The sequence below is a fragment of the Pseudomonas sp. PDM18 genome (assembly GCF_014852585.1).
Taxonomy (GTDB): Bacteria; Pseudomonadota; Gammaproteobacteria; order Pseudomonadales; family Pseudomonadaceae; genus Pseudomonas.
This window is the reverse complement of the sequence record NZ_JACVBX010000026.1, coordinates 1-19,639: the sequence shown is the minus strand read 5'-3', so window position 1 is coordinate 19,639 and position 19,639 is coordinate 1. Positions and strand designations below refer to the sequence as shown.

At 65.0% G+C, this 19,639-nt stretch carries 15 protein-coding genes and 1 pseudogene; 10 read left to right on the top strand and 6 right to left on the bottom strand.

Annotated elements, in window-relative coordinates; translation table 11 throughout:
- The first annotated feature begins 329 nt into the window (after window positions 1–329).
- A complete protein-coding gene (locus tag IB274_RS29250; protein ID WP_192436262.1) occupies window positions 330–2,369 on the top strand; it encodes an OPT family oligopeptide transporter in 2,040 nt (679 codons plus the stop codon).
- 58 nt (window positions 2,370–2,427) lie between these two features.
- On the opposite strand, the gene betT is transcribed toward IB274_RS29250, so the two are convergent.
- Entirely contained in the window at window positions 2,428–4,386 is a 1,959-nt protein-coding gene (betT, locus tag IB274_RS29245; RefSeq protein WP_192436261.1) for a choline BCCT transporter BetT, read from the bottom strand.
- 772 nt (window positions 4,387–5,158) lie between these two features.
- On the opposite strand from betT, the gene IB274_RS29240 reads away from it, so the two are divergent.
- Window positions 5,159–5,494 (top strand): hypothetical protein, encoded by a 336-nt coding sequence (locus tag IB274_RS29240; protein WP_192436260.1) that lies wholly within the window; start codon window positions 5,159–5,161, stop codon window positions 5,492–5,494.
- A 69-nt stretch (window positions 5,495–5,563) separates the two neighbouring features.
- On the opposite strand, the gene IB274_RS29235 is transcribed toward IB274_RS29240, so the two are convergent.
- The 3 genes from IB274_RS29235 to IB274_RS29225 all read right to left on the bottom strand — a co-directional run bounded on the left by IB274_RS29235 (window position 5,564) and on the right by IB274_RS29225 (window position 8,648).
- A complete protein-coding gene (locus IB274_RS29235) occupies window positions 5,564–6,541 on the bottom strand; it encodes a sigma 54-interacting transcriptional regulator (RefSeq protein WP_192436259.1) in 978 nt (325 codons plus the stop codon).
- A 19-nt stretch (window positions 6,542–6,560) separates the two neighbouring features.
- Entirely contained in the window at window positions 6,561–7,751 is a 1,191-nt protein-coding gene (locus IB274_RS29230) for a trans-sulfuration enzyme family protein (RefSeq protein ID WP_192436258.1), read from the bottom strand.
- A gap of 117 nt (window positions 7,752–7,868) precedes the next feature.
- Window positions 7,869–8,648 (bottom strand): MetQ/NlpA family ABC transporter substrate-binding protein, encoded by a 780-nt coding sequence (locus tag IB274_RS29225; RefSeq protein WP_192436257.1) that lies wholly within the window; start codon window positions 8,646–8,648, stop codon window positions 7,869–7,871.
- A 477-nt stretch (window positions 8,649–9,125) separates the two neighbouring features.
- Between IB274_RS29225 and IB274_RS29220 the strand changes: the two genes are divergently transcribed.
- Genes IB274_RS29220 through IB274_RS29210 form a run of 3 tightly spaced genes read left to right on the top strand, consistent with a single transcriptional unit; the run spans window position 9,126 to window position 11,737 of the window.
- The gene (locus tag IB274_RS29220) at window positions 9,126–10,565 is read left to right on the top strand and encodes a cytochrome ubiquinol oxidase subunit I (RefSeq protein WP_192436256.1); all 1,440 of its coding nucleotides are present in this window, start codon (window positions 9,126–9,128) and stop codon (window positions 10,563–10,565) included.
- Window positions 10,566–10,568: 3 nt separating this feature from the next.
- Window positions 10,569–11,576 (top strand): cytochrome d ubiquinol oxidase subunit II, encoded by a 1,008-nt coding sequence (gene cydB, locus IB274_RS29215; protein ID WP_192436255.1) that lies wholly within the window; start codon window positions 10,569–10,571, stop codon window positions 11,574–11,576.
- 11 nt (window positions 11,577–11,587) lie between these two features.
- Window positions 11,588–11,737, top strand: a complete 150-nt coding sequence (locus tag IB274_RS29210) for a DUF2474 domain-containing protein (RefSeq protein WP_151188408.1) — start codon at window positions 11,588–11,590, stop codon at window positions 11,735–11,737.
- Between the two features lie 130 nt (window positions 11,738–11,867).
- On the opposite strand, the gene IB274_RS29205 is transcribed toward IB274_RS29210, so the two are convergent.
- Window positions 11,868–13,079 (bottom strand): MFS transporter, encoded by a 1,212-nt coding sequence (locus IB274_RS29205; protein ID WP_192436254.1) that lies wholly within the window; start codon window positions 13,077–13,079, stop codon window positions 11,868–11,870.
- A 322-nt stretch (window positions 13,080–13,401) separates the two neighbouring features.
- Between IB274_RS29205 and IB274_RS29200 the strand changes: the two genes are divergently transcribed.
- Genes IB274_RS29200 through IB274_RS29180 form a run of 5 tightly spaced genes read left to right on the top strand, consistent with a single transcriptional unit; the run spans window position 13,402 to window position 19,517 of the window.
- Window positions 13,402–16,233, top strand: a complete 2,832-nt coding sequence (locus tag IB274_RS29200; RefSeq protein ID WP_192436253.1) for a xanthine dehydrogenase family protein molybdopterin-binding subunit — start codon at window positions 13,402–13,404, stop codon at window positions 16,231–16,233.
- Window positions 16,226–16,765, top strand: coding sequence for a (2Fe-2S)-binding protein (locus IB274_RS29195; RefSeq protein WP_024764769.1), 540 nt, complete (start codon window positions 16,226–16,228; stop codon window positions 16,763–16,765). Before IB274_RS29200 ends, IB274_RS29195 begins: the two co-directional genes overlap by 8 nt.
- Before the next feature lie 2 nt (window positions 16,766–16,767).
- Window positions 16,768–17,979, top strand: a complete 1,212-nt coding sequence (locus tag IB274_RS29190; protein WP_192436252.1) for a cytochrome c — start codon at window positions 16,768–16,770, stop codon at window positions 17,977–17,979.
- A gap of 3 nt (window positions 17,980–17,982) precedes the next feature.
- Complete coding sequence (locus tag IB274_RS29185; protein WP_192436251.1) at window positions 17,983–18,954, top strand: XdhC family protein; 972 nt, start codon at window positions 17,983–17,985, stop codon at window positions 18,952–18,954.
- Window positions 18,951–19,517 (top strand): NTP transferase domain-containing protein, encoded by a 567-nt coding sequence (locus IB274_RS29180; protein ID WP_192436250.1) that lies wholly within the window; start codon window positions 18,951–18,953, stop codon window positions 19,515–19,517. Before IB274_RS29185 ends, IB274_RS29180 begins: the two co-directional genes overlap by 4 nt.
- Window positions 19,518–19,529: 12 nt before the next feature.
- Here the strand turns inward: IB274_RS29180 and IB274_RS29790 are convergent.
- Window positions 19,530–19,639: pseudogene (locus tag IB274_RS29790) on the bottom strand (IS110 family transposase); the annotation flags it as partial.

The window sequence follows — 19,639 nt, the reverse complement described above, 5'->3', positions numbered from 1 at the left end:
TGGATTCCTTATCGGCGCTTGTCGTGAGCGCGTGGGTGGGGGAAGTCTCCTACCGTCTGGCTTGCAGAAGCGGGTCTTGTCCCTCCACCCCCGACAGGTTCCTACCCTAACGCCATACAAGCGAGTTTGCTCGCGAACCGCATAACGCCGATTTCATGGGTGAGCAAGCTCGCTCCCACAGTCCTGCTTTACCTGGGAATTTCCCGCCATCCCCGTGACTTGCGGCAACGAAGCCGCACCGCAGACCGCATTCGTCGCCATTCTGGGTCGCGGTGGATGGTGCACTGTCCTACGCTTTGGCAGTTTCGCTTCATTAAGAGATTGCCTACATGCAAGAAAGGATTCCCGACGAGTCCAACCTCGCCGAGCTGACGGTTCGCGGCCTGATCCTCGGCGCGCTGATTACCGTGGTGTTCACCGCTTCCAATGTGTACCTTGGCCTCAAGGTCGGCCTGACCTTCGCCTCGTCGATCCCCGCGGCGGTCATTTCCATGGCCGTGCTGCGCTACTTCTCCGGCTCCAACATTCTCGAGAACAACATGGTGCAGACCCAGGCCTCGGCGGCCGGCACCCTGTCCTCGATCATCTTCATCCTTCCCGGCCTGCTGATGATCGGCTACTGGAGCGGCTTCCCGTTCTGGCAGACCGCCGCCATCTGCTCCATCGGCGGCATCCTCGGCGTGCTCTACACCATTCCGCTGCGCCGGGTAATGGTGGTGCAGAGCAGCCTGCCGTACCCCGAGGGCGTGGCCGCCGCGGAGATCCTGCGTGTCGGCAGCCAGGACGAGGAAGAGGAGAAGGCCGGCAAGCCGACCAAGGCCGGCGGTCCGGGCCTGCGCGACATCCTCGCCGGTGGCGTGGTCGCTGCCGCATTCAGCCTGCTCAGCAGCGGTTTCAAGGTGCTCGCCGAAGGCTTCAGCTTCTGGCTCACCGCTGGGCAGGCGGCGTTCCGCCTGTCCACCGGTTTCTCCCTGGCGCTGGTGGGCGCCGGCTACCTGATGGGCATTACCGCTGGTATCGCCATCCTGATCGGCGTGGTCATCGCCTGGGGCGTGGCCGTGCCGCTGCTCTCGGTTAACAGCGTGCTGGCCGCCGGGCAGAGCCTGCCGGAGTTGGCCACCAAGCTGTGGAGCAGCCAGGTGCGCTTCCTCGGCGCCGGCACCATCGGTATTGCCGCGCTGTGGACCCTGGCCACCCTGTTCAAACCCATGGTGCAGGGCGTCTGGTCGTCGCTGAGCGCCGTGCGCGGGCGCGGTGAAGTGAGCGACCTGCGCACCGAGCAGGACCTGTCGGCGAAGTGGATCGTCACCATCGCCGGCGTGCTGCTGGTAGCGCTGTTCGTGGTGTTCTCCTACTTCCTCGGCGAGGCCGCGCCGGACCTGCACGGCTTCGGCTTCTGGGGCCTGGTGACGGTCTGCGTGATCTTCGCCTTCTTCTTCGGCTTCCTGATCGCCGCCGCCTGCGGCTACATGGCCGGCCTGGTGGGCTCGTCGAGCAGCCCGATCTCCGGGATCGGCATCATCGCGGTGATACTGGTGTCGCTATTGATCCTGGGCGTCGGCTCGCTGGAAGCCGGCTTCCTCGACCAGCAGGGCGGCAAGCTGGCCATCGCCCTGGCGCTGTTCACCACCTCGGTGGTAATCGCCATCGCGGCGATTTCCAACGACAACCTGCAGGACCTGAAGACCGGCTACCTGGTCGGCGCAACCCCGTGGCGCCAGCAGGTGGCGCTGATCGTCGGCTGCCTGGTGGGTGCCCTGGTAATCCCGCCGGTGCTGGAACTGCTGTTCAACGCCTACGGCTTCACCGGCGCGCTGCCGCGCGAGGGCATGGACCCGAACGCCGCTCTGGCCGCACCGCAGGCGACGCTGATGACGGCGATTGCCAGCGGGATTTTCCACAATGCGCTGAACTGGAACATGATCCTGATCGGCGTGGCGCTGGGCATCGCGCTGATCCTGGTGGACGTGCTGCTGCGCCGCACCGGCAAGGCCAGCCTGCCGGTACTCGCCGTCGGCCTGGGCATCTACCTGCCGCCGACCATCGGTATGACCCTGGTAGTGGGCGCGGTGATCGGCTGGCTGCTGGAAGCCGCCCTGGCCAAGCGTGCGGCAACTGCCGGCAAGGATGTGGATAAGTTCTCCGATGAGCCCAAGCGCCGTGGCGTGCTGCTGGCCTCCGGACTGATCGTCGGCGAGAGCCTGATGGGCATCCTGCTCGCCGCCATCATCGGCGCCACGGGTTCTGCCGCGCCGCTGGCGCTGGTCGGCGACGGCTTCGAAGACACCGCACAATGGCTGGGCCTGGTGGTCTTCGTGGCGATCTGCGTGCTGTTCTACCGCAAGGTGCTGACCGGCACCCGCGCCTGACCCTTGGCCGTAATGCGAAAAAGGCGCCTGCGGGCGCCTTTTTCGTGGGTGTACGGGCTTAGCGCACCAGATGCAGGAACTGCAGGTGCCGCTCGTACTGGTCGAGCATGTCGTTGATGATCTGCTCCTTGCTATAGCCCATCAGGTCGTAGTCCTGGCTGCCTTCGGAGAGGTGCACCTCGGCGCGGAAGTAGCGACGGTTCTTCAGGTGCAGGCCGCCCATGCCGGCGCGGGCGAAGGATGGGGTGAAGTAGCCGCGCATCGACACCTGGTAGAGGAACGGATGCTGCGCGCCGTGGCCGATCTCCAGACCTATTTCGAGGTTGCTCAGGTCCAGGTCCGAATCCACTTGCAGGCCCTTCTCGCGAAATACCTCGGAAACCTCGGCGATCGCCGGGCTGACTACATCGACCATGTAGCGGTACACCTCGTCGCGGGTAGGGAAGTGCACTGCCTGGGAGATGCGCCGCTTCCAGCCGCCGGGCTTTGCCGAAGGCGGCGGTGCCAGCGAATGGGTGCGTGCACGCTGACGCTGGGACTCCAGGTAGAACGCCTTGTGCAGGCCCCACATCATCAGCAGCAGGATCAGCGAGAATGGCAGCGAAGTCAGCACCACCGCTGACTTGAGCGCATCGATGCTGCCGGCGAACAGCAGGCCGCCGGTGACCAGTGCGGTGGCCACGCCCCAGAACACCCGCAGCCACTTCGGGCCGTCGTCGTCGGCGCTGCCGCCATGGGCGGAGAGGGTGGAGAGCACCACGGTGCCGGAGTCCGCCGAGGTGACGAAGAAGACGAAGCTGACCAGCACCGTCACCGCGATCACCGCGCGGCTGGCCGGATAATTCTGCAGCATCTGGTAGAGCGCCATGGACGGATCGCTGATCGCCACCCGGCCCAGTTCGCTGAAACCGTGGTTGAGCACCTGGTCCAGGGCGCTATTGCCGAAGATCGACATCCACGCCAGGGTAAAGCCCAGCGGGATGAAGAGTACGCCGAAGACGAACTCGCGGATCGTCCGCCCACGCGAGATGCGCGCGATGAACAGGCCGACGAAGGGCGCCCAGGCGATCCACCAGGCCCAGTAGAACACCGTCCAGCCCCCCAGCCAGTCGCTGCCGTCCTTGCCGTAGGCGTAGAGGTCGAAGCTCTTGGTCGGCAGCGCGCCGAGGTAGTCGCCGATGTTCTGCACCAGGGTATTGAGCAGGTGCTGGGTGGGGCCGGCGAACAGCACGAAGAGCAGCAGCGCGCAGGCCAGCAGCATGTTGATGTCCGACAGCAGACGGATGCCCTTGTCGACACCCGACACGGCGACCAAGATTGCCGCGCCCATCATCAGCGCGATCAGCGTCATCTGCACCGGGTGGCTGTGGGCGATGCCGAACAGGAAGTCGAGGCCCGCGTTGAGTTGCAGCACGCCAAAGCCCATGTCCGCGCCCAGGCCGAACACCGTGGCGATGATGCCGAAGCAATCCACGGTGTAGCCGATGGGGCCGTTGATGCGCTTGCCGATCAGCGGGTAGAGCGCCGAGCGCAGCGCCAGCGGCAGGTTGTGGCGGTAGGCGAAGTAGGCCAGCGCCATCGCCACCAGGGCGAACACGCCCCAGCCGTGCAGGCCCCAGTGCAGGAACAGCAGCTGCATGGCCTGGCGTGCCGCTTCCGGAGTGCCGGCCTCGCCTTGCGGCGGCTGGGCGAAGTGGGTCAGCGGCTCGGATACGCAGAAGAAGAACAGGGTGATGCTGATGCCGGCGGCGAACAGCATGCCGGCCCAGGACAGGTAGCTGAATTCCGGCTCGTCGTGGTCGGCACCGAGCTTGATCTTTCCGTAGCCGGAAAGCGCGGTGACCACCACGAAGATCAGGTACAGCGTCATCGCCAGCAGGTAGTACCAGCCGACGCTGTCGGCGGCCCAGGACTGCGCGGCGAGAAGCCATTCACCTGCCTGTTGCGGCTGGGCGATGACGATCAGGGCGAAGAGAAGGATCAGCGCGGCCGCACCGTAGAAGACCGGTGGATTCATGCGCATGGCGGGGGAGGGTGTTACGGACGGGGAGGATTGTGCAACGGACAAAACGGGCGGGGTCCCTCGAAGTTTTCCTTGAACAAGCATTCAATGAAAACACGATTGAGCCCTGAAAGGCCAATCAGCGGGACCGATGGTCCCGCCGCCGGCCCTGTTCGAGGGCCGAGCGGAGCGGGTACTGCTTTACTTGCGGCGGTTCTTTTTCGCCTCACGGATTTCACGGCGTTCCGGGTCGGCCTTCGCGGGCGCGGTCAGAAAAGCGGTGGCGGCGAAGAAGTTAGCAAGAGCGGCAAAGCTGGTCACGATAGTCTCCAATGGCGCCGGGGAAAATGGGTCCCGACCGCCTGATAGCCATTTTCCCTGAAGATTGTGACAAAAAGAAGTGAATGGTCTTGATGAGCGGTATTGATGTGGTCGATGAGACTGCAATGCTGTTTTTTTGCGGTAAATAGTCCTGAAATTGACTATTTGTTCAGGATTCCCTCCTGCCGACCTGTTACTCGGCAAAGCCTTTCACTGCGACCGTTCGTCGCTAAAGGTGAAACGGTTCAGCGTCATATCTGGCTTTGCCGCGATTACCGGTTGTCAGGCGGGTGAAACAGTTCTTCGCATAGCACAGTTGCCGGAATAGAGCGGGTTGCAGTCAGGAAGCTTGAACGGGTGTGCAATTTTTCGTGAAAAACATGTGAAACGGCTATGGCGATTGACTTGCCGATTCCGTTAGTCTCCCCCCGCAAGACAAAAAACCACCAACAGGGAGTATTTCGAGATGGACTTCAAACGCATCGCCATTGCCACTGCACTCTTCGCTTCGCTGGCCGGTTGCCAGACCATGACCACCAACCAGGCCATCGTTCCGCTGCAAGCCGCCACCGCTCAAATGATTGGCCTGGCCTCTTCCGACGAACTGGTCGTCAGCGACGTCAAAGCCGGTCAGCCGGACGCCCTCGGTGCCCAGGAACTCTCCTACGTCGCCACCACCACCAAAGGCCGCGTGTTCAACTGCACCTCGCGCATGATGCCGGGCCTGCTGACCGATCCGGCCAAGCTGACCAACCCGTCGTGCACCCCGGTGGTTGCTCACTCGAACACCGCCACCAAGTAATCCCCCCAGTTGCATGCAGTCGCCTGTGCGCGGCCCTTCGGGTCGCGCTGGCGACTACAGCGCGGCCACTCAGCCGCGCTCGTGCTCCAGGCGTTGCAGCAGCGCCCGCAGCTGCACTTCGACGCCGGGCTGGCGCACCAGACGCTCCAGCGCCTCTTCGCTGGCTTCCGCCACGCTACCTGGTCCCGATACGCCCTCCGCCCCCGCCACGCCGCCTGACCCCGCCACGCCGCCTGAAAAGTTCAGGTGCTCCGGCCGAATCTCCTCGTCCGGGCTGACCAGCAGGGCAAAATGGATGACGTTCTCCAGCTCGCGGATATTCCCCGGCCACGAATAGCCTTCCAGTGCGCGCTGCGTATCCGTGGCGATCTGCGGCACCGGCAGTTCCAGCCTTTGCGCATGCACGCCGAGGAAGTATTCGGCCAGTGGCTGGATATCGCCGATGCGTTCGCGCAGTGGCGGCAGCGTGAGGTTGCCGTCGTGCAGATACTGCTGCAGCCCTTCGAGGAATTTTCCCGCTTTCACCGCCTGCCCCAGATCGATGCTGGTGGCGGCGACCAGGCGCACGTCCACCGGCACCGGTTCGCGCGCGCCTACTCGCAGCACTTCGCGCTCCTGCAGCACGCGCAGCAGTTTCTGCTGCAGCGACAGCGGCAGGTCGGCGATCTCGTCCAGGTACAGCGTGCCGCCGTTGGCTGAACCGAACCAGCCGGCGCGGCTGCCCACCGGGCCGTTGTGCGCGCCGGGCGCGTAGCCGAACAGCTCGGCGTCGGCGTAGTTGCGGCTAAGCGCGCTGCAGCTGACCGCGACGAACAGGCCGGGGCGCTCGCTGGCGCGATGGATGTGGCGAGCCAGCAGCTCCTTGCCGGTACCGGTCTCGCCGTGGATCAGCACCGGCTGCGGCAGCGGCGCCAGGCGCTCCACCTCGTCGCGCACTTCATGGGAGCGCGGGTCGAAGAACACCAGCGCCTTGGCGCGGATGCTCAGTGGGCTCTTGTCGGCGTCGGGGAAGGTCAGCAGTGGTAGCGGCGCGTGGGGTGCATTCATGGTGTTTCTCCTTCTGCTTCTACAGCGCGTCCAGCGCCTGCAGGAAGTCGCGGACGATGTCCTCGCTGTCCTCTATGCCCACCGACACACGGATGGTGCCGTCATGGATGTCCAGCGCGGTCAGGGTCTCGGCGGACAGCGCGCGGTGCGAGGTCTTGCCGGGGTGGGTGATGCTGCTGGCAACGCCGGCCAGCGATGGGGCGAAGGCAGCGAGTTGCAGCTCGCCGATCAGTGTGTCGACCTGGTCGAGGCCGCCCTTCAGGGTGAAGCTCAACATGCCCGAATGGCCTTTGCGGAACAGCCGCTGCGCCAGTTCGAAGTCCGGGTGCGAGGGTAGGCCGGGGTAGAACACACGGTCGACCTGCGGGTGCGCTTCGAGGGCTTCGGCCAGTGCCTGGGCGTTCTGCGAGTGGGCCTTCATGCGCAGGGCCAGGGTCTTGGCGCCGCGGAAGTTGAGCCAGCTCTCGAAGGGGCTGGCGCTACCGCCGGCGTTGATCTGGAAGCGCCGCGCGGCGGCGATCCACTGCGCATCGCCGACCAGCGCGCCGCCCATGGCGTCGCTGTGGCCGTTGAGGTACTTGGTGGTGCTGTGGACAACCAGGTCGGCGCCATCGCGCAGCGGCTGGTAGAGCACCGGCGAGAGGAAGGTGTTGTCCACCAGCAGCTTGAGACCGTGACGATGGGTTAGCTCGGCCAGCGCCGGGACGTTGCTGATGCGTACCAGCGGATTGGAGGCGGTCTCGGTGTAGATCAGCTTCGTGGTCGGGGTGATTGCCGCTTCCACCGCCGCCAGGTCGTTGAGGTCGAGCAGGCTGGAGGCGATGCCGAAGCGCGTCAGTTCCTTTTCGATCAGGCTCTGGGTAGTGCCGTACAGCTCACGGCTGGCGATCAGGTGGTCCCCGGCCCCAAGCACGCCCAGCAGCGCGGCGGAAATGGCCGCCATGCCGGAGGCGGAGAACAGCGCGTCCTCGCCGCCTTCCAGCTCGCGCAGCAGTTCTTCCACGGCGCTGTGGTTGGGGTTGCCGATGCGCGTGTACATGTAGTTGTCGGGGTTGCCTGCGAGGAAGTCGTCGACCTGCTCCAGCGAGTCGTAGACAAACACCGAGCTCTGGTAGATCGGCTGGCTCTTGGCACGGGTGACCATGCGCCGGTCGGCATCGTGGCCGGCATGTACGGCGCGGGTGGAGGGGCCTTTGGCGTGGTCGCTCATGGCAGGTCCTTGGAAAGAAAAACGCCGGTGGAACCTGCCCACCGGCGTTGAAGCGGGTGCACTCGAGGTGCGCCCAGCGTGGGAGTCGTTGCGCCCGGCAGTCTGCCGGGCGACGGGTCAGAAGGCTGGCACCACGGCGCCGTTGTACTTCTTCTCGATGAAGGCTTTGACTTCCGGGCTGGTCAGGGCGGCGGAGAGTTTCTTCAGGGCATCGCTGTCCTTGTTGTCCGGACGCGCCACCAGGTAGTTCACGTAGGGCGAGTTGCGGTCTTCGAGGATCAGTGCGTCCTTCACCGGGTTGAGCTTGGCTTCCAACGCGTAGTTGGTGTTGATCAGGTCCAGGTCGACCTGGTCCAGCACGCGCGGCAGCAGGGCCGATTCCAGTTCCTTGAACTTCAGGTGCTTGGGGTTCTCGGCGATGTCTTTCGGGGTGGCCAGGGCGTTGCTCGGATCTTTCAGCTTGATCACGCCGGCTTTCTGCAGCAGAAGCAGGGCGCGGCCGCTGTTGCTGCCTTCGTTGGGGATGGCCACGGTGGCGCCGTCAGGCAGCTGGTCGATGGACTTGTACTTCTTCGAGTAGCCGCCGAAGGGCTCGACGTGCACGCCGGTCACGGTGACCAGGTTGGTGCCCTTGCCGGAGTTGAAGTTGTCCAGGTACGGCTTGGTCTGGAAGTAGTTGGCGTCCAGGCGCTTCTCGGCGACCTGCACGTTGGGCTGCACGTAGTCGGTGAAGACCTTGATCTCCAGGTCCACGCCTTCCTTGGCCAGGGTCGGCTTGATCAGCTCGAGGATCTCGGCGTGGGGGATCGGCGTGGCAGCGACAACGAGCTTCTCGTTGGCGAAGGCGGAAGTGGTGAAGGCAGCGGCGAGGGCGGTCAGAAGCAGCAGCTTTTTCATTGCGATGTCCTTGTGGGGCAGATGACCGCTGGCGTCCGGGCCGGCCGGGATGGGGCCTTCGTACGGGCGGTGGATTCTTTTTTCCGCAGCTCACTCGGCAGCGGTTGCAGCGAAAGTTACCCGCACTTGTTATTCCAATAAAATATTAATTTTTCATTTTCATATTCGATTTTGTTCATAAGGGAGGTCGCGGTCTCCCCTGAGACAACCTGTCGCGCGACACCCCGTCGCGCGGCAACCCACCACTCCAGCCCGCGACCGGTGGGCGCGTAAGATCGATGCAGTTTCTTGAGCGGCGTCAATGCAGATGGTGGTCCATTCTGATTGGGCGGCAAAAAGAACCCGAACCGACGCCAGATCGGTGGCTCGAAACTGAGTCATTGGAAATACAGACATCACGCAAGAACGCCCTGCGCATGCGCATGGCAAGGTGCCCGGCCCAGGTAGTGGCGGGCGTCAGCCTGAAGAGGAATCGTCATGTTCGGATTAGAGGCGCTCGACCTGGCCCGGATCCAGTTCGCCTTTACCGTGTCCTTCCACATCATCTTCCCCGCCATCACCATCGGCCTCGCCAGCTACCTGGCGGTGCTCGAAGGCCTGTGGCTGAAGACCCATGAGGAGGTCTACCGCGACCTCTATCATTTCTGGTCGAAGATATTCGCCGTCAACTTCGGCATGGGCGTGGTCTCCGGACTCGTCATGGCCTACCAGTTCGGCACCAACTGGAGCGCCTTTTCGGCCTTCGCCGGGAGCGTCACCGGCCCGCTGCTGACCTATGAAGTGCTCACGGCGTTCTTCCTCGAAGCCGGCTTCCTCGGCGTCATGCTCTTCGGCTGGCACCGTGTCGGTCCGGGCCTGCACTTCTTCGCCACAGTGATGGTGGCCATCGGCACGCTGATCTCCACCTTCTGGATTCTCGCCTCCAACAGCTGGATGCAGACCCCGCAGGGCCACGAGATCGTCAACGGCATCGTGGTGCCGGTGGACTGGCTGGCGATCATCTTCAACCCGTCCTTCCCCTATCGCCTGCTGCACATGGCGATCGCCTCGTTCGTCGCCACCGCCTTCTTCGTCGGCGCCTCGGCGGCCTGGCACCTGCTGCGCGGCCGCGACAACCCGGCGATCCGAAAGATGCTCTCGATGGCCATGTGGATGGCGCTGATCGTCGCGCCGATCCAGGCCATGGTGGGCGACGCCCACGGCCTGAATACCCTCAAGCACCAGCCGGCGAAGATCGCCGCCATCGAAGGCCATTGGGACAACAGTGAAGGCGGCCCGACGCCGCTGATACTGGTCGGCTGGCCGGACATGGAGCGCGAGGAAACCCGCTTCAAGATCGAGATTCCGGTGCTCGGCAGCCTGATCCTGAACCACAGCCTCACCGAGCCGATCCCGGCGCTGAAGGACTTCCCGAAAGCCGACCGGCCCAACTCCACCATCATCTTCTGGTCGTTCCGCGTCATGGTCGGCCTGGGGCTGCTGATGATCCTGGTGGGCCTGTGGAGCGTCTGGCTGCGCTGGCGCAAGCGCCTGTTCGAGAACCGCGCGTTCCTCCATCTGGTGCTGTGGATGGGGCCATCCGGCCTGATCGCGATCCTCGCCGGCTGGTTCACCACCGAAATCGGTCGCCAGCCGTGGGTCGTCTACGGGCTGATGCGTACTTCGGATGCGGTGTCCAACCACAGCGTCACGCAGATGAGCCTGACCCTGGTGATGTTCGTGCTGGTGTATTTCACCCTGTTCGGCGTGGGCATCGGCTACATGATGCGCCTGGTGCGCAAGGGTCCGGTCACCCACGAAGGCCGCGAGACCAGCCACGGCGGCGCCGGTCAGAAGCGCACTCCGGCACGGCCGCTGTCGGCTGCCGAGGACGACTTCGACGACGATGACAACGCAAGCCCGGCAGGGAGGAACTGAGCCATGGGAATCGATCTTCCGCTGATCTGGGCGATCATCATCATCTTCGGCGTGATGATGTACGTGGTGATGGACGGGTTCGATCTGGGCATCGGCATGCTCTACCCGTTCTTCAAGGACGAAGGCGACCGCGACGTGATGATGAACACCGTCGCGCCGGTCTGGGACGGTAACGAGACCTGGCTGGTACTGGGCGGCGCGGGATTGTTCGGCGCCTTCCCGGTGGCCTATTCAGCCGTGCTCTCGGCGCTGTACCTGCCGCTGATCCTGATGCTCGTCGGGCTGATCTTCCGCGGCGTGGCCTTCGAGTTCCGCTTCAAGGCTCGGGCCAACAAGCGTCACCTGTGGGACAAGTCGTTCATCGCAGGCTCGCTGGTGGCGACCTTCTTCCAGGGCGTGGCGCTGGGGGCTTTCATCGAAGGTATTCCGGTGGAAAACCGCGCCTTCGCCGGCGGTTCGCTGGACTGGCTGGCGCCGTTCCCGCTGTTCTGCGGCCTCGGCCTGGTCGTGGCCTACAGCCTGCTGGGCTGCACCTGGCTGATCATGAAGACCGAAGGCCGCCTGCAGGAGCGCATGCATGATCTGGCCAAGCCGCTGGCGCTGGTGCTGCTGGCCGTGATCGGCATCGTCAGCCTGTGGACCCCGCTGGCTCACGAAGACATCGCCCAGCGCTGGTTCAGCCTGCCGAACCTGTTCTGGTTCCTGCCGGTACCGCTGCTGGTGCTGCTGACCTTCTACGGACTGCTGCGCTCGGTGGCGCGCAATGACCACGTGAAGCCGTTCCTGCTCACCCTGGCGCTGATCTTCCTGGGCTACAGCGGGCTGGGTATCAGCCTATGGCCGAACATCATCCCGCCGTCGATGTCGATCTGGGACGCCGCGGCCCCGCCGCAGAGCCTGGGCTTCATGCTGGTGGGCGCGCTGTTCATCATCCCGTTCATCCTCGTCTACACCGCGTGGAGCTACTACGTATTCCGCGGCAAGGTGAAGCACGGCGACGGCTACCACTAGAGGTGCGCAGCATGACTCACGAGGAACAGCAGAAGGCGCCGCTGCGCAAGCGACTGGGCTGGCTGGTGCTGATCTGGGCGCTGAGCGTCGCCGGCCTGGGTATCGCTGCCTGGCTGATGCGCCTGTTCATGAGCGCGGCGGGGCTGGGCACACCGCACTAGTTTCACGCAATCGATCCCATCCGGGCGCTGCTCGCAGCGTCCGTTCCCACATCCCTCGCCGGTGCTTCCGGCGGGGGATTTTTTGTCCAGCGGTCGGGATTGGTTTTTGTAGGAGCGCGCGGCGTGGCGATCAGTGCAACTTGTCGCGCCTGGCCAGCGTCGGGAACAGCTTCATCCACACCCCGGTGACCACCAGCGTGCCGACCCCGCCGAGCACCACGGCCGGCACGGTGCCGAGCCAGTGGGCGGTGAGGCCGGATTCGAATTCGCCCAGCTGGTTCGAGGCGCCGATGAACAGGCCGTTCACCGCGCTGACCCGGCCGCGCATCTCGTCCGGGGTTTCCAGCTGCACGAAGGCGCCACGGATGACCATGCTGATCATGTCCGCCGCGCCCAGCACCACCAGCACCGCCAGGGAGAACCAGAAGGACGTCGACAGGCCGAAGGCGATGGTGGTGACGCCGAAGATGCCTACGGCGAGGAACATGATCCGCCCGACGTTGCGTTCGATGGGGAAGCGCGCCAGCCAGAACGACATCAGCAGCGCACCCACCGCCGGGGCCGAACGCAGCAGGCCCAGGCCCCAGGGACCGGTGAGCAGGATGTCCTTGGCGAACACCGGCAGCAGCGCGGTGGCGCCGCCGAGCAGCACGGCGAACAGGTCCAGGGAGATGGCGCCGAAGATGTCCGGGCGGCTGCGGATGAAGCGGATGCCGGCCAGCAGCGATTCCAGGGTCGCCTTGCCTTGCGCAGCCGGCGCCTGGCGCTTGGGCAGCGTGAGCACCAGGGTGCAGGCGATGAAGTACAGCACTGCGGTGGGCATGTAGACCCAGAAGGCGCCGAAGGCATAGAGGAAGCCACCGAAGGCCGGCGCGGCGATGGTCGCGGCCTGCATCGCCGAGGCGGACGCCGCCACTGCGCGGGGGAATAGTGCGGTGGGCACGATGTTCGGCAGCAGCGCCTGGGTGGTGGGCATCTCGAAGGCCCGCGCGGTGCCCAGCAGGAAGGCCATCACGAAGATCATCTCGCGGGTCACGTTGTCGGTGCTGGCACCCACCACCAGCGCCACGGCGATCAGGCCCTGGCCGATCTGGCAGAGCGAGGCTATGCGTCGGCGGTCGTAGCGGTCGGCGACGTGACCGGTGTGCAGCATGAACAGCACGCGCGGGGTGAATTCCACCAGTCCCACCAGGCCGAGGTCGAGCACGTTGTGGGTCAGCTCGTAGATGTGCCAGCCGATGGCCACAGTGATCATCTGGAAGGCGCTGGCGGTGCAGACGCGGGCCAGCCAGAAGGCGAGGAAGGGGCGATGACGCAGCAGGGACGTGGCTTCGGCGGTCATGGAAAAGTGCTTTCGTTAGGAGGCTAAGCAAGGGCTGCGCAGCGTAGCACGCTGTAACACTTTTACGCCTGTCGTCGGCGAAATCCGCAATTGGCTAATCGTCTCGATGCGTCGACTAAAATTTTCATCGCCGCGACAAGCCGCCCGATTGACTTTGCTTCGCACTATTGAGGTGCGTTAAAGTTGACAGAAGAGTCAGGTTTTTCTGCAGGATCTTTCCTTCGGCGCCATCCCCGAGACGCCCGCGATTCCGCGTCCTCCGAACTCTCTCCCGCACAGAAAAAACGACATGGGCGGACCTTCACCGCTCAGAGGATGAACCATGTCCAACCGTGATATTTCCCGGCGCGCCTTCCTGCAAGGCGGGCTGATTGCCGGTGTCAGCGTGACCATGGCGCCGCTCGGCAGCCGGGCCTTCGCTGCCCTGATGGAGAACTCCGTCACCGTCTCCCCCCAGCAGTGGATGGGCCACGACGGCAAGGCGCGCTTCCGTAACGACGCGCTGTCCAAGGTCTGCGGCAACAAGGTGTTCGCCCGTGACATCCGCGCCAAGGACATGCCCGGCTGGCCGCAGCAGCAGGGCCACGCCATGCTGCTCAAGACCATCAAGGCCGATCGCATCTTCGACGGTATCGACCTCGCCTGGCTGGGCACCGACCTGCAGCCTGACCGCATCGTCACCGCCGAGGACCTGGACAAGGACGGCATCGTCTTCCCCGAAGCCCACGCCCCGGACCCGCTGCTGCCGCGCGGCAAGGTGCCGATGTTCATCGGCCACCCGGTGGCCATCCTGATCTGGAACGACTTCGAGCGCTTCCGTCAGGCCAAGCTGAAGATGAAGTTCAACGACAAGGCGATCCGCTACGGCGCGCAGGCCCCGCTGTACCAGGGCGACCCTTACGGCAGCTTCCGCTACGTACGTGTCGGCGGCGCGACCTCGGCCGATCCGGACGAGTTCTCCAGCCTCAAGGACTCGATCCTCTTCCCGATGATCCGCGAGCGCAAACCGGTGTGGAACCAGCAGCCCAACCAGCACGGTGATCTCACCGAGCAGGGCCTGTTCTACGCGCAGAAGATCAAGGACCAGATCGACAACCCGCCGGAGAACTGGCTGGTCTTCGACGAGCGCTACAAGACCCCGTCCATCGAACCGGCCGCCATGGAGCCGGACAACGGCAACGGCTGGTACGACCCGGCGAGCAAGACCCTGCACTTCGTGGTCGCCACCCAGTGCCCGTTCGAGGCTGCCTTCGAGACGGCGCACATGATCGCCCCGTCGCGCTTCGGCCTGGCCAAGCTGAACATGCACCCCGGCTACACCGTGGGTTACGGCTCCAAGGACCACAACATCTTCGTCTTCTATGCGGCCCTGGCTGCGCTGTATGGCAACGGTGTACCGGTGCGCCTGGCCAATGACCGTTACGAGCAGTTCCAGAGCGGCATCAAGCGCCACCCGTTCGACATTCGCTACCAGCTGGCGGTGGACAAGAAGGACATGACCTTCAAGATCTTCCGCACCGAGATGAGCGTGGACGGCGGCGGGCGCATCAACTACAGCCCGTCCGTGGCCGCTGTGGGCGCCACCGCGGCGCAGTCGATCTACTACATGCCGCAGAACGACCTGCAGGTCACCGCCTACCATTCCCGCGCCGTCGAGGCCGGTTCCATGCGTGGCTACGGCACCCTGCAGAGCATGGCCGCCACCGAGATGATGGTGGACGAGATCGCTGGCCGCCTGGGCGTCGATGCCATCGAGCTGCGCCGCGTCAACGCGCTCAAATCCGGCATGAAGAACACCCAGGGCGCAATCCCCGCCGGCGCCCTGCGCCTGCACGAGATCCTCGACAAGGCCGCCGCCCACGAGTGGTGGAAGACCCGCGACGCGCGCAAGAAAGAGATGGACGCCAAGGACCCGGATCACTGGTACGGCGTTGGTTTCGCCATCTGCCAGAAGGACTTCGGCACCGGCTCCGAAGCGCCCATGGCGAGCATCGAGTTCGATGCCCAGGGCAAGGTGCACATGCGCCATATCGGCATCGAGATCGGCACCGGCATGTCCACTTCCCAGGCGCTGGTGGTGGCCGACTTCCTCGGCAAACCGGCGGACGAGATGAAGACCGCCGAGACCGAGTGGCCGGAACTTCAGCTGCTCAGCGGCGAAGACCCCTACACCATGAACCAGCCCACCCAGGACGAGAAGCTGCGCAACCCGCGCTGGGTCGGCAAGTACGCCTCGGCGTCGTCGGCGACCAACTCGGCCTACTACTTCAGCCACGCGACCCGTGAAGCGGCGCGTGTGCTGTTCAACCACGGCCTGTGGCCGGCGGCCCTGGAAATATGGCGTCGCGGTCCTTTCAACGGCGCGGCCAACCCGCTGGTGGTGCGCCGCGAAGACGCCCACTGGGTCGACGGCAAACTCACCGCCAACGGCTTGCAACCGCTGTCGTTCGCCGAGCTGGCCCAGGTCGCCCACGACAAGGGCCTGGTTACCGGCGCCACTGTCCATGGCTTCAACCGCTGGAGCTGGGCAGAGTGCGACTTCGTCATCGACGGCGTGCGTGACCGCCTGCCCCTGGACGCCCTGGCCGTGAAATACGGCGACGGCGCTCCGGGCATGAAGAAAGCGCAGATGAACAGCGCCGGCTTCCACCTGCTGGACCGCCAGAACGTGGCCTATCCGCCGGTGCAGCTGAACAACGCCGCGGTGACCTACTACAGCCCGGTGGCGACCATCGTCGAGCTGAAGGTGAACAAGGGCAACGGCGAAGTCAGCGTGCTCAACCACCACAGCTGGATCGAGTGCGGTCGCGTGCTGGTGCCGGAACTGGTGAAAGGCCAGATCGAAGGCGGCACCGCCATGGGCATCGGTCATGCACTGCTCGAAGACATGCCGCTATACGAGGGTGGCCCAGGCGAGGGCGACTGGAACTTCAACCGCTACCGTCTTCCGAAGGCGAAAGACGTGGCCGTCTGGCAGCAGAGCTCGGAAATCCTTCCGCCTCTCTCGCCCAGCGACCCGTCCAAGGGCATCGCCGAAGTGGTGATGATCCCGGTGGTCGGCGCCATCAGCAACGCCGTGGCCCACGCCATCGGCAAGCGCGTCCGCGACCTGCCCATCACCCCCGCTCGCATCAAGGAGGCCCTCAATGGCTAACCGTCCGCTCAACCTGACCCTGAATGGTCAAACCGTCGGTCCGGTCGAGGTTCCCGAGGACCTGCCGATGATCGACTACCTGCATGAATACCAGAACCTCACCGGTTCTCGCCTGGGCTGCGGCCAGGGCATCTGCCATGCCTGCGTGGTGATCGTCGACAACCCCGACGGCACCAGCGAGGAAGTGCGCACCTGCATCACCGGCGCGCACTACTTCGAAGGCAAGAAAGTGCGCACCATCGAGGGCCACGCCAAGCGTGAGGAAGACGGTTCGGTGAAGGAGCTGAACCCGATCCAGCAGAAGTTCGTCGATCGCTTCGCCTTCCAGTGCAGCTACTGCGCACCGGGCTTCGTCAACGCCGCCACCGTGCTGGTGGAGAAGGCCCAGCGCCAGCCGTTGAAGAAGAGCGAACTGGAGTCGACCATCGAGGCGAGCCTTGGCCACCACATCTGTCGCTGCACCGGGTACGTGCGTTACTACGACGCCACCCGTGAAGTGCTGACCGATCTCGGCCTGGTCAAGGAGGGTTGAGCATGCAGCGCATTCTTTCCGGCCTCGCGCTGGCAGTCGGCTTCGGCCTGGCGGTCAGCGCACAAGCCGCTGACCAGGAGCTGATCAAGCGCGGCGAGTACATCTCCCGCGCCGCCGACTGCATGGCCTGCCACACCGCCGAGGGCGGCGCGCCGTTCGCCGGTGGCCTGCCGATCCACTCGCCGTTCGGCACCATCTATGGCAGCAACATCACCCCGGACAAGGACTTCGGCATCGGCAATTACAGCGCCGACGAGTTCTTCGCCGCCCTCACCGAGGGCAAGCGCAAGGACGGCGCCAACCTCTACCCGGCCATGCCGTACACCTCGTATCACCTCATCAAGCGCGAGGACAGCGATGCCCTCTACGCCTACCTGATGAGCCAGACGCCGGTGCATCGCGCCGCGCCGGAAACTAGCCTGAGCTTCCCGTTCAATGTGCGCCTGGGCCTGACCGGCTGGAACATGCTCTACGGCAAGAGCGTCCAGCTGGAAAACACCGAGGGCAAGAGCGCGGCGTACCAGCGCGGGCAGTACTTGGTGGAAGTGCTCGGCCACTGCGGCGAGTGCCACACCCCGCGCAACCAGATTGGCGCCCTGGAGCAGGACAAGCGCCTCACCGGCGGCCTGCTCAACGGCTACAGCGCGCCGAGCCTGCTGGCCCAGGACCTGGCCGAGCGCGGTTGGACCAGCGCCGATCTCACTGGCTTCCTCAAGCATGGCATGAGCCCACAGGGCAGCATGTTCAACGAGATGTTCCCGGTGATGCACCTGAGCACCCAGCACCTGGGTGACGAGGACCTGGCCGCCATGTCCACCTACCTGCTCGGCGAGCAGCCACCGCAGGCCAAGGTGGTCAAGGCGGTTGCCGAGGACCAGCTCAGCGACAGCGCCAAGCGTGGCCGCCAGCAGTACCTCAACGTCTGCGCCGGCTGTCACGGCAACGATGGCGAGGGCAAGCCGCACATCGCCGTGGCCATGCAGGGCAACACCACCCTGCGCCTGGCCGATTCTCGCAACCTGGCCAAGGTCATCGTCGAAGGCATCCGCGAGCAGCAGTTCACCGGTTTCGAGCGCATGCAGCCGATGCCGGGGTTTGCCGACAAGCTCAATGACGAGCAGCTCACGGACCTGATCAACTACCTGCGCCAGGCCTGGGGTGGCCTGCCGGGTGACATGGGCGTACAACAGGTCGCTCAACTGAAGGCGGAGTGAGTCGTGCAGCATCTCGATCTGCAAGTCGTCCGGCAGGCGCTCCAGTGGTCCAACGCGGGCCAGCGCGTGTGGCTGTGCAGCGTGCTCTTCACCTACGGCTCGGCGCCCCGCGCGCCGGGCTCGCTGCTGGCGGTCAACGCCAGCGGCCAGTGGGTCGGCTCGCTGTCCGGCGGCTGTGTCGAGGATGACTTTCTCGAACGCGTCGCCGAGGGTGAGTTCAGCGAACCGGTAGTCGTCGTCCGCTACGGCGACGGCACCGACACCCGCACGAATATCCGCCTGCCCTGCGGCGGCATTCTCGACGTGCTGGTGGAAAACCTCGCGGCCGATTGCGACGTGCAGGCCCACCTTCGTGAACTGGAATCAGCGTTGCTCGGCCAGCGCCGCCTGCTGCGCGAAGTGAACCTGCAGGACGGCAGCCGCCGCCTGAGCGACGACCACGAGCACGGCCCGCGAGTGGAGCGTGACGAAGCCCGGGTGCGTCTGCGCGTCGGCGCTGCGCAGCGCCTGCTGCTGGCGGGTTACTCCAGCGTTGCGCACTTCTGTGCAGAGTTCGGCAAGGGCCTGGGCTTCGAGGTGATCCTCTGTGATCCCCGCGAAGAGGCGTTGGACGGCGTGGTGCTGGACGGCATCGAAATTCGCCGCGAACTGCCGTCGATCTTCATCGCCAACGGCGGCTGCCACGCGGACACCGCCGTGGTCGCCCTGACCCACGATCCGAAGATCGACGACCTGGCGATGCTCGAAGCCGTGCGTACCGAAGCGTTCTACATCGGCGTGATGGGTTCGCGCACCACCTCCGACAAGCGCCGCGAGCGCCTGCACCGTATCGGCGGTCTGAACGACGCCGATCTGGCGCGCGTGCATGCCCCCATCGGCCTCAACCTCGGCAGCAAGACTCCGGCGGAAATCGCCCTGGCCGTGCTCGCCGACATCCTGCGCACCCGCAGCGGCATCGCCCGCGAGGCGCTGTGACTGTCGTGGCGCTGGTCCTGGCCGCCGGCCAGGGCTCGCGCTTCGGCGCAGACAAGCGCCGCGCGACCCTGCCTGATGGACGCAGCCTGCTGGCGCACAGCGTCGAACGTGCGCAGGCGGTATTCAATGAAGTCCGGGTGGTGCTGCGTGATGGTGAGCGCGCCGAAGATTTTGGCCTGCCCGCTGGCTGCCGGATTGTCCACAGCCAGGACGCCGCGCTGGGCATGGGGCATAGCCTCGCGGCCGGCGCGGCCTCACTGGGTGATTCCCAGGCTGAGGCTGTGGCGATCCTGCTGGGCGACATGCCATGGATCACCTCGCAAACTCTGCGTGCATTAGCCGAAGCGGCCGGTGCCTCGACCATTCTCTTCCCGCTTCACGACGGCCAGCGCGGCCATCCTGTGCTGTTCGGCCGCGAGTTCTGGCCGGCGCTGATGCAACTCAGCGGCGACGAAGGCGCTCGGGTAGTCGTGCAGGCGCACCGTGATCGCTGTGTGACGTTGGACGTGAGCGATTCAGGCGTTCTGCGCGACGTCGACACTCCAGCTGCACTGAACCTGTAGGAGCAACTGTCTTCACACGGCACCTGTCCTCCAACTGGTGCCGTCTCTCACCATCGCGTTGATCCGCACGATCAGTACGCGCATGCATGCCACTAATGCGACCTTCGGGCACCGCCCCTTGT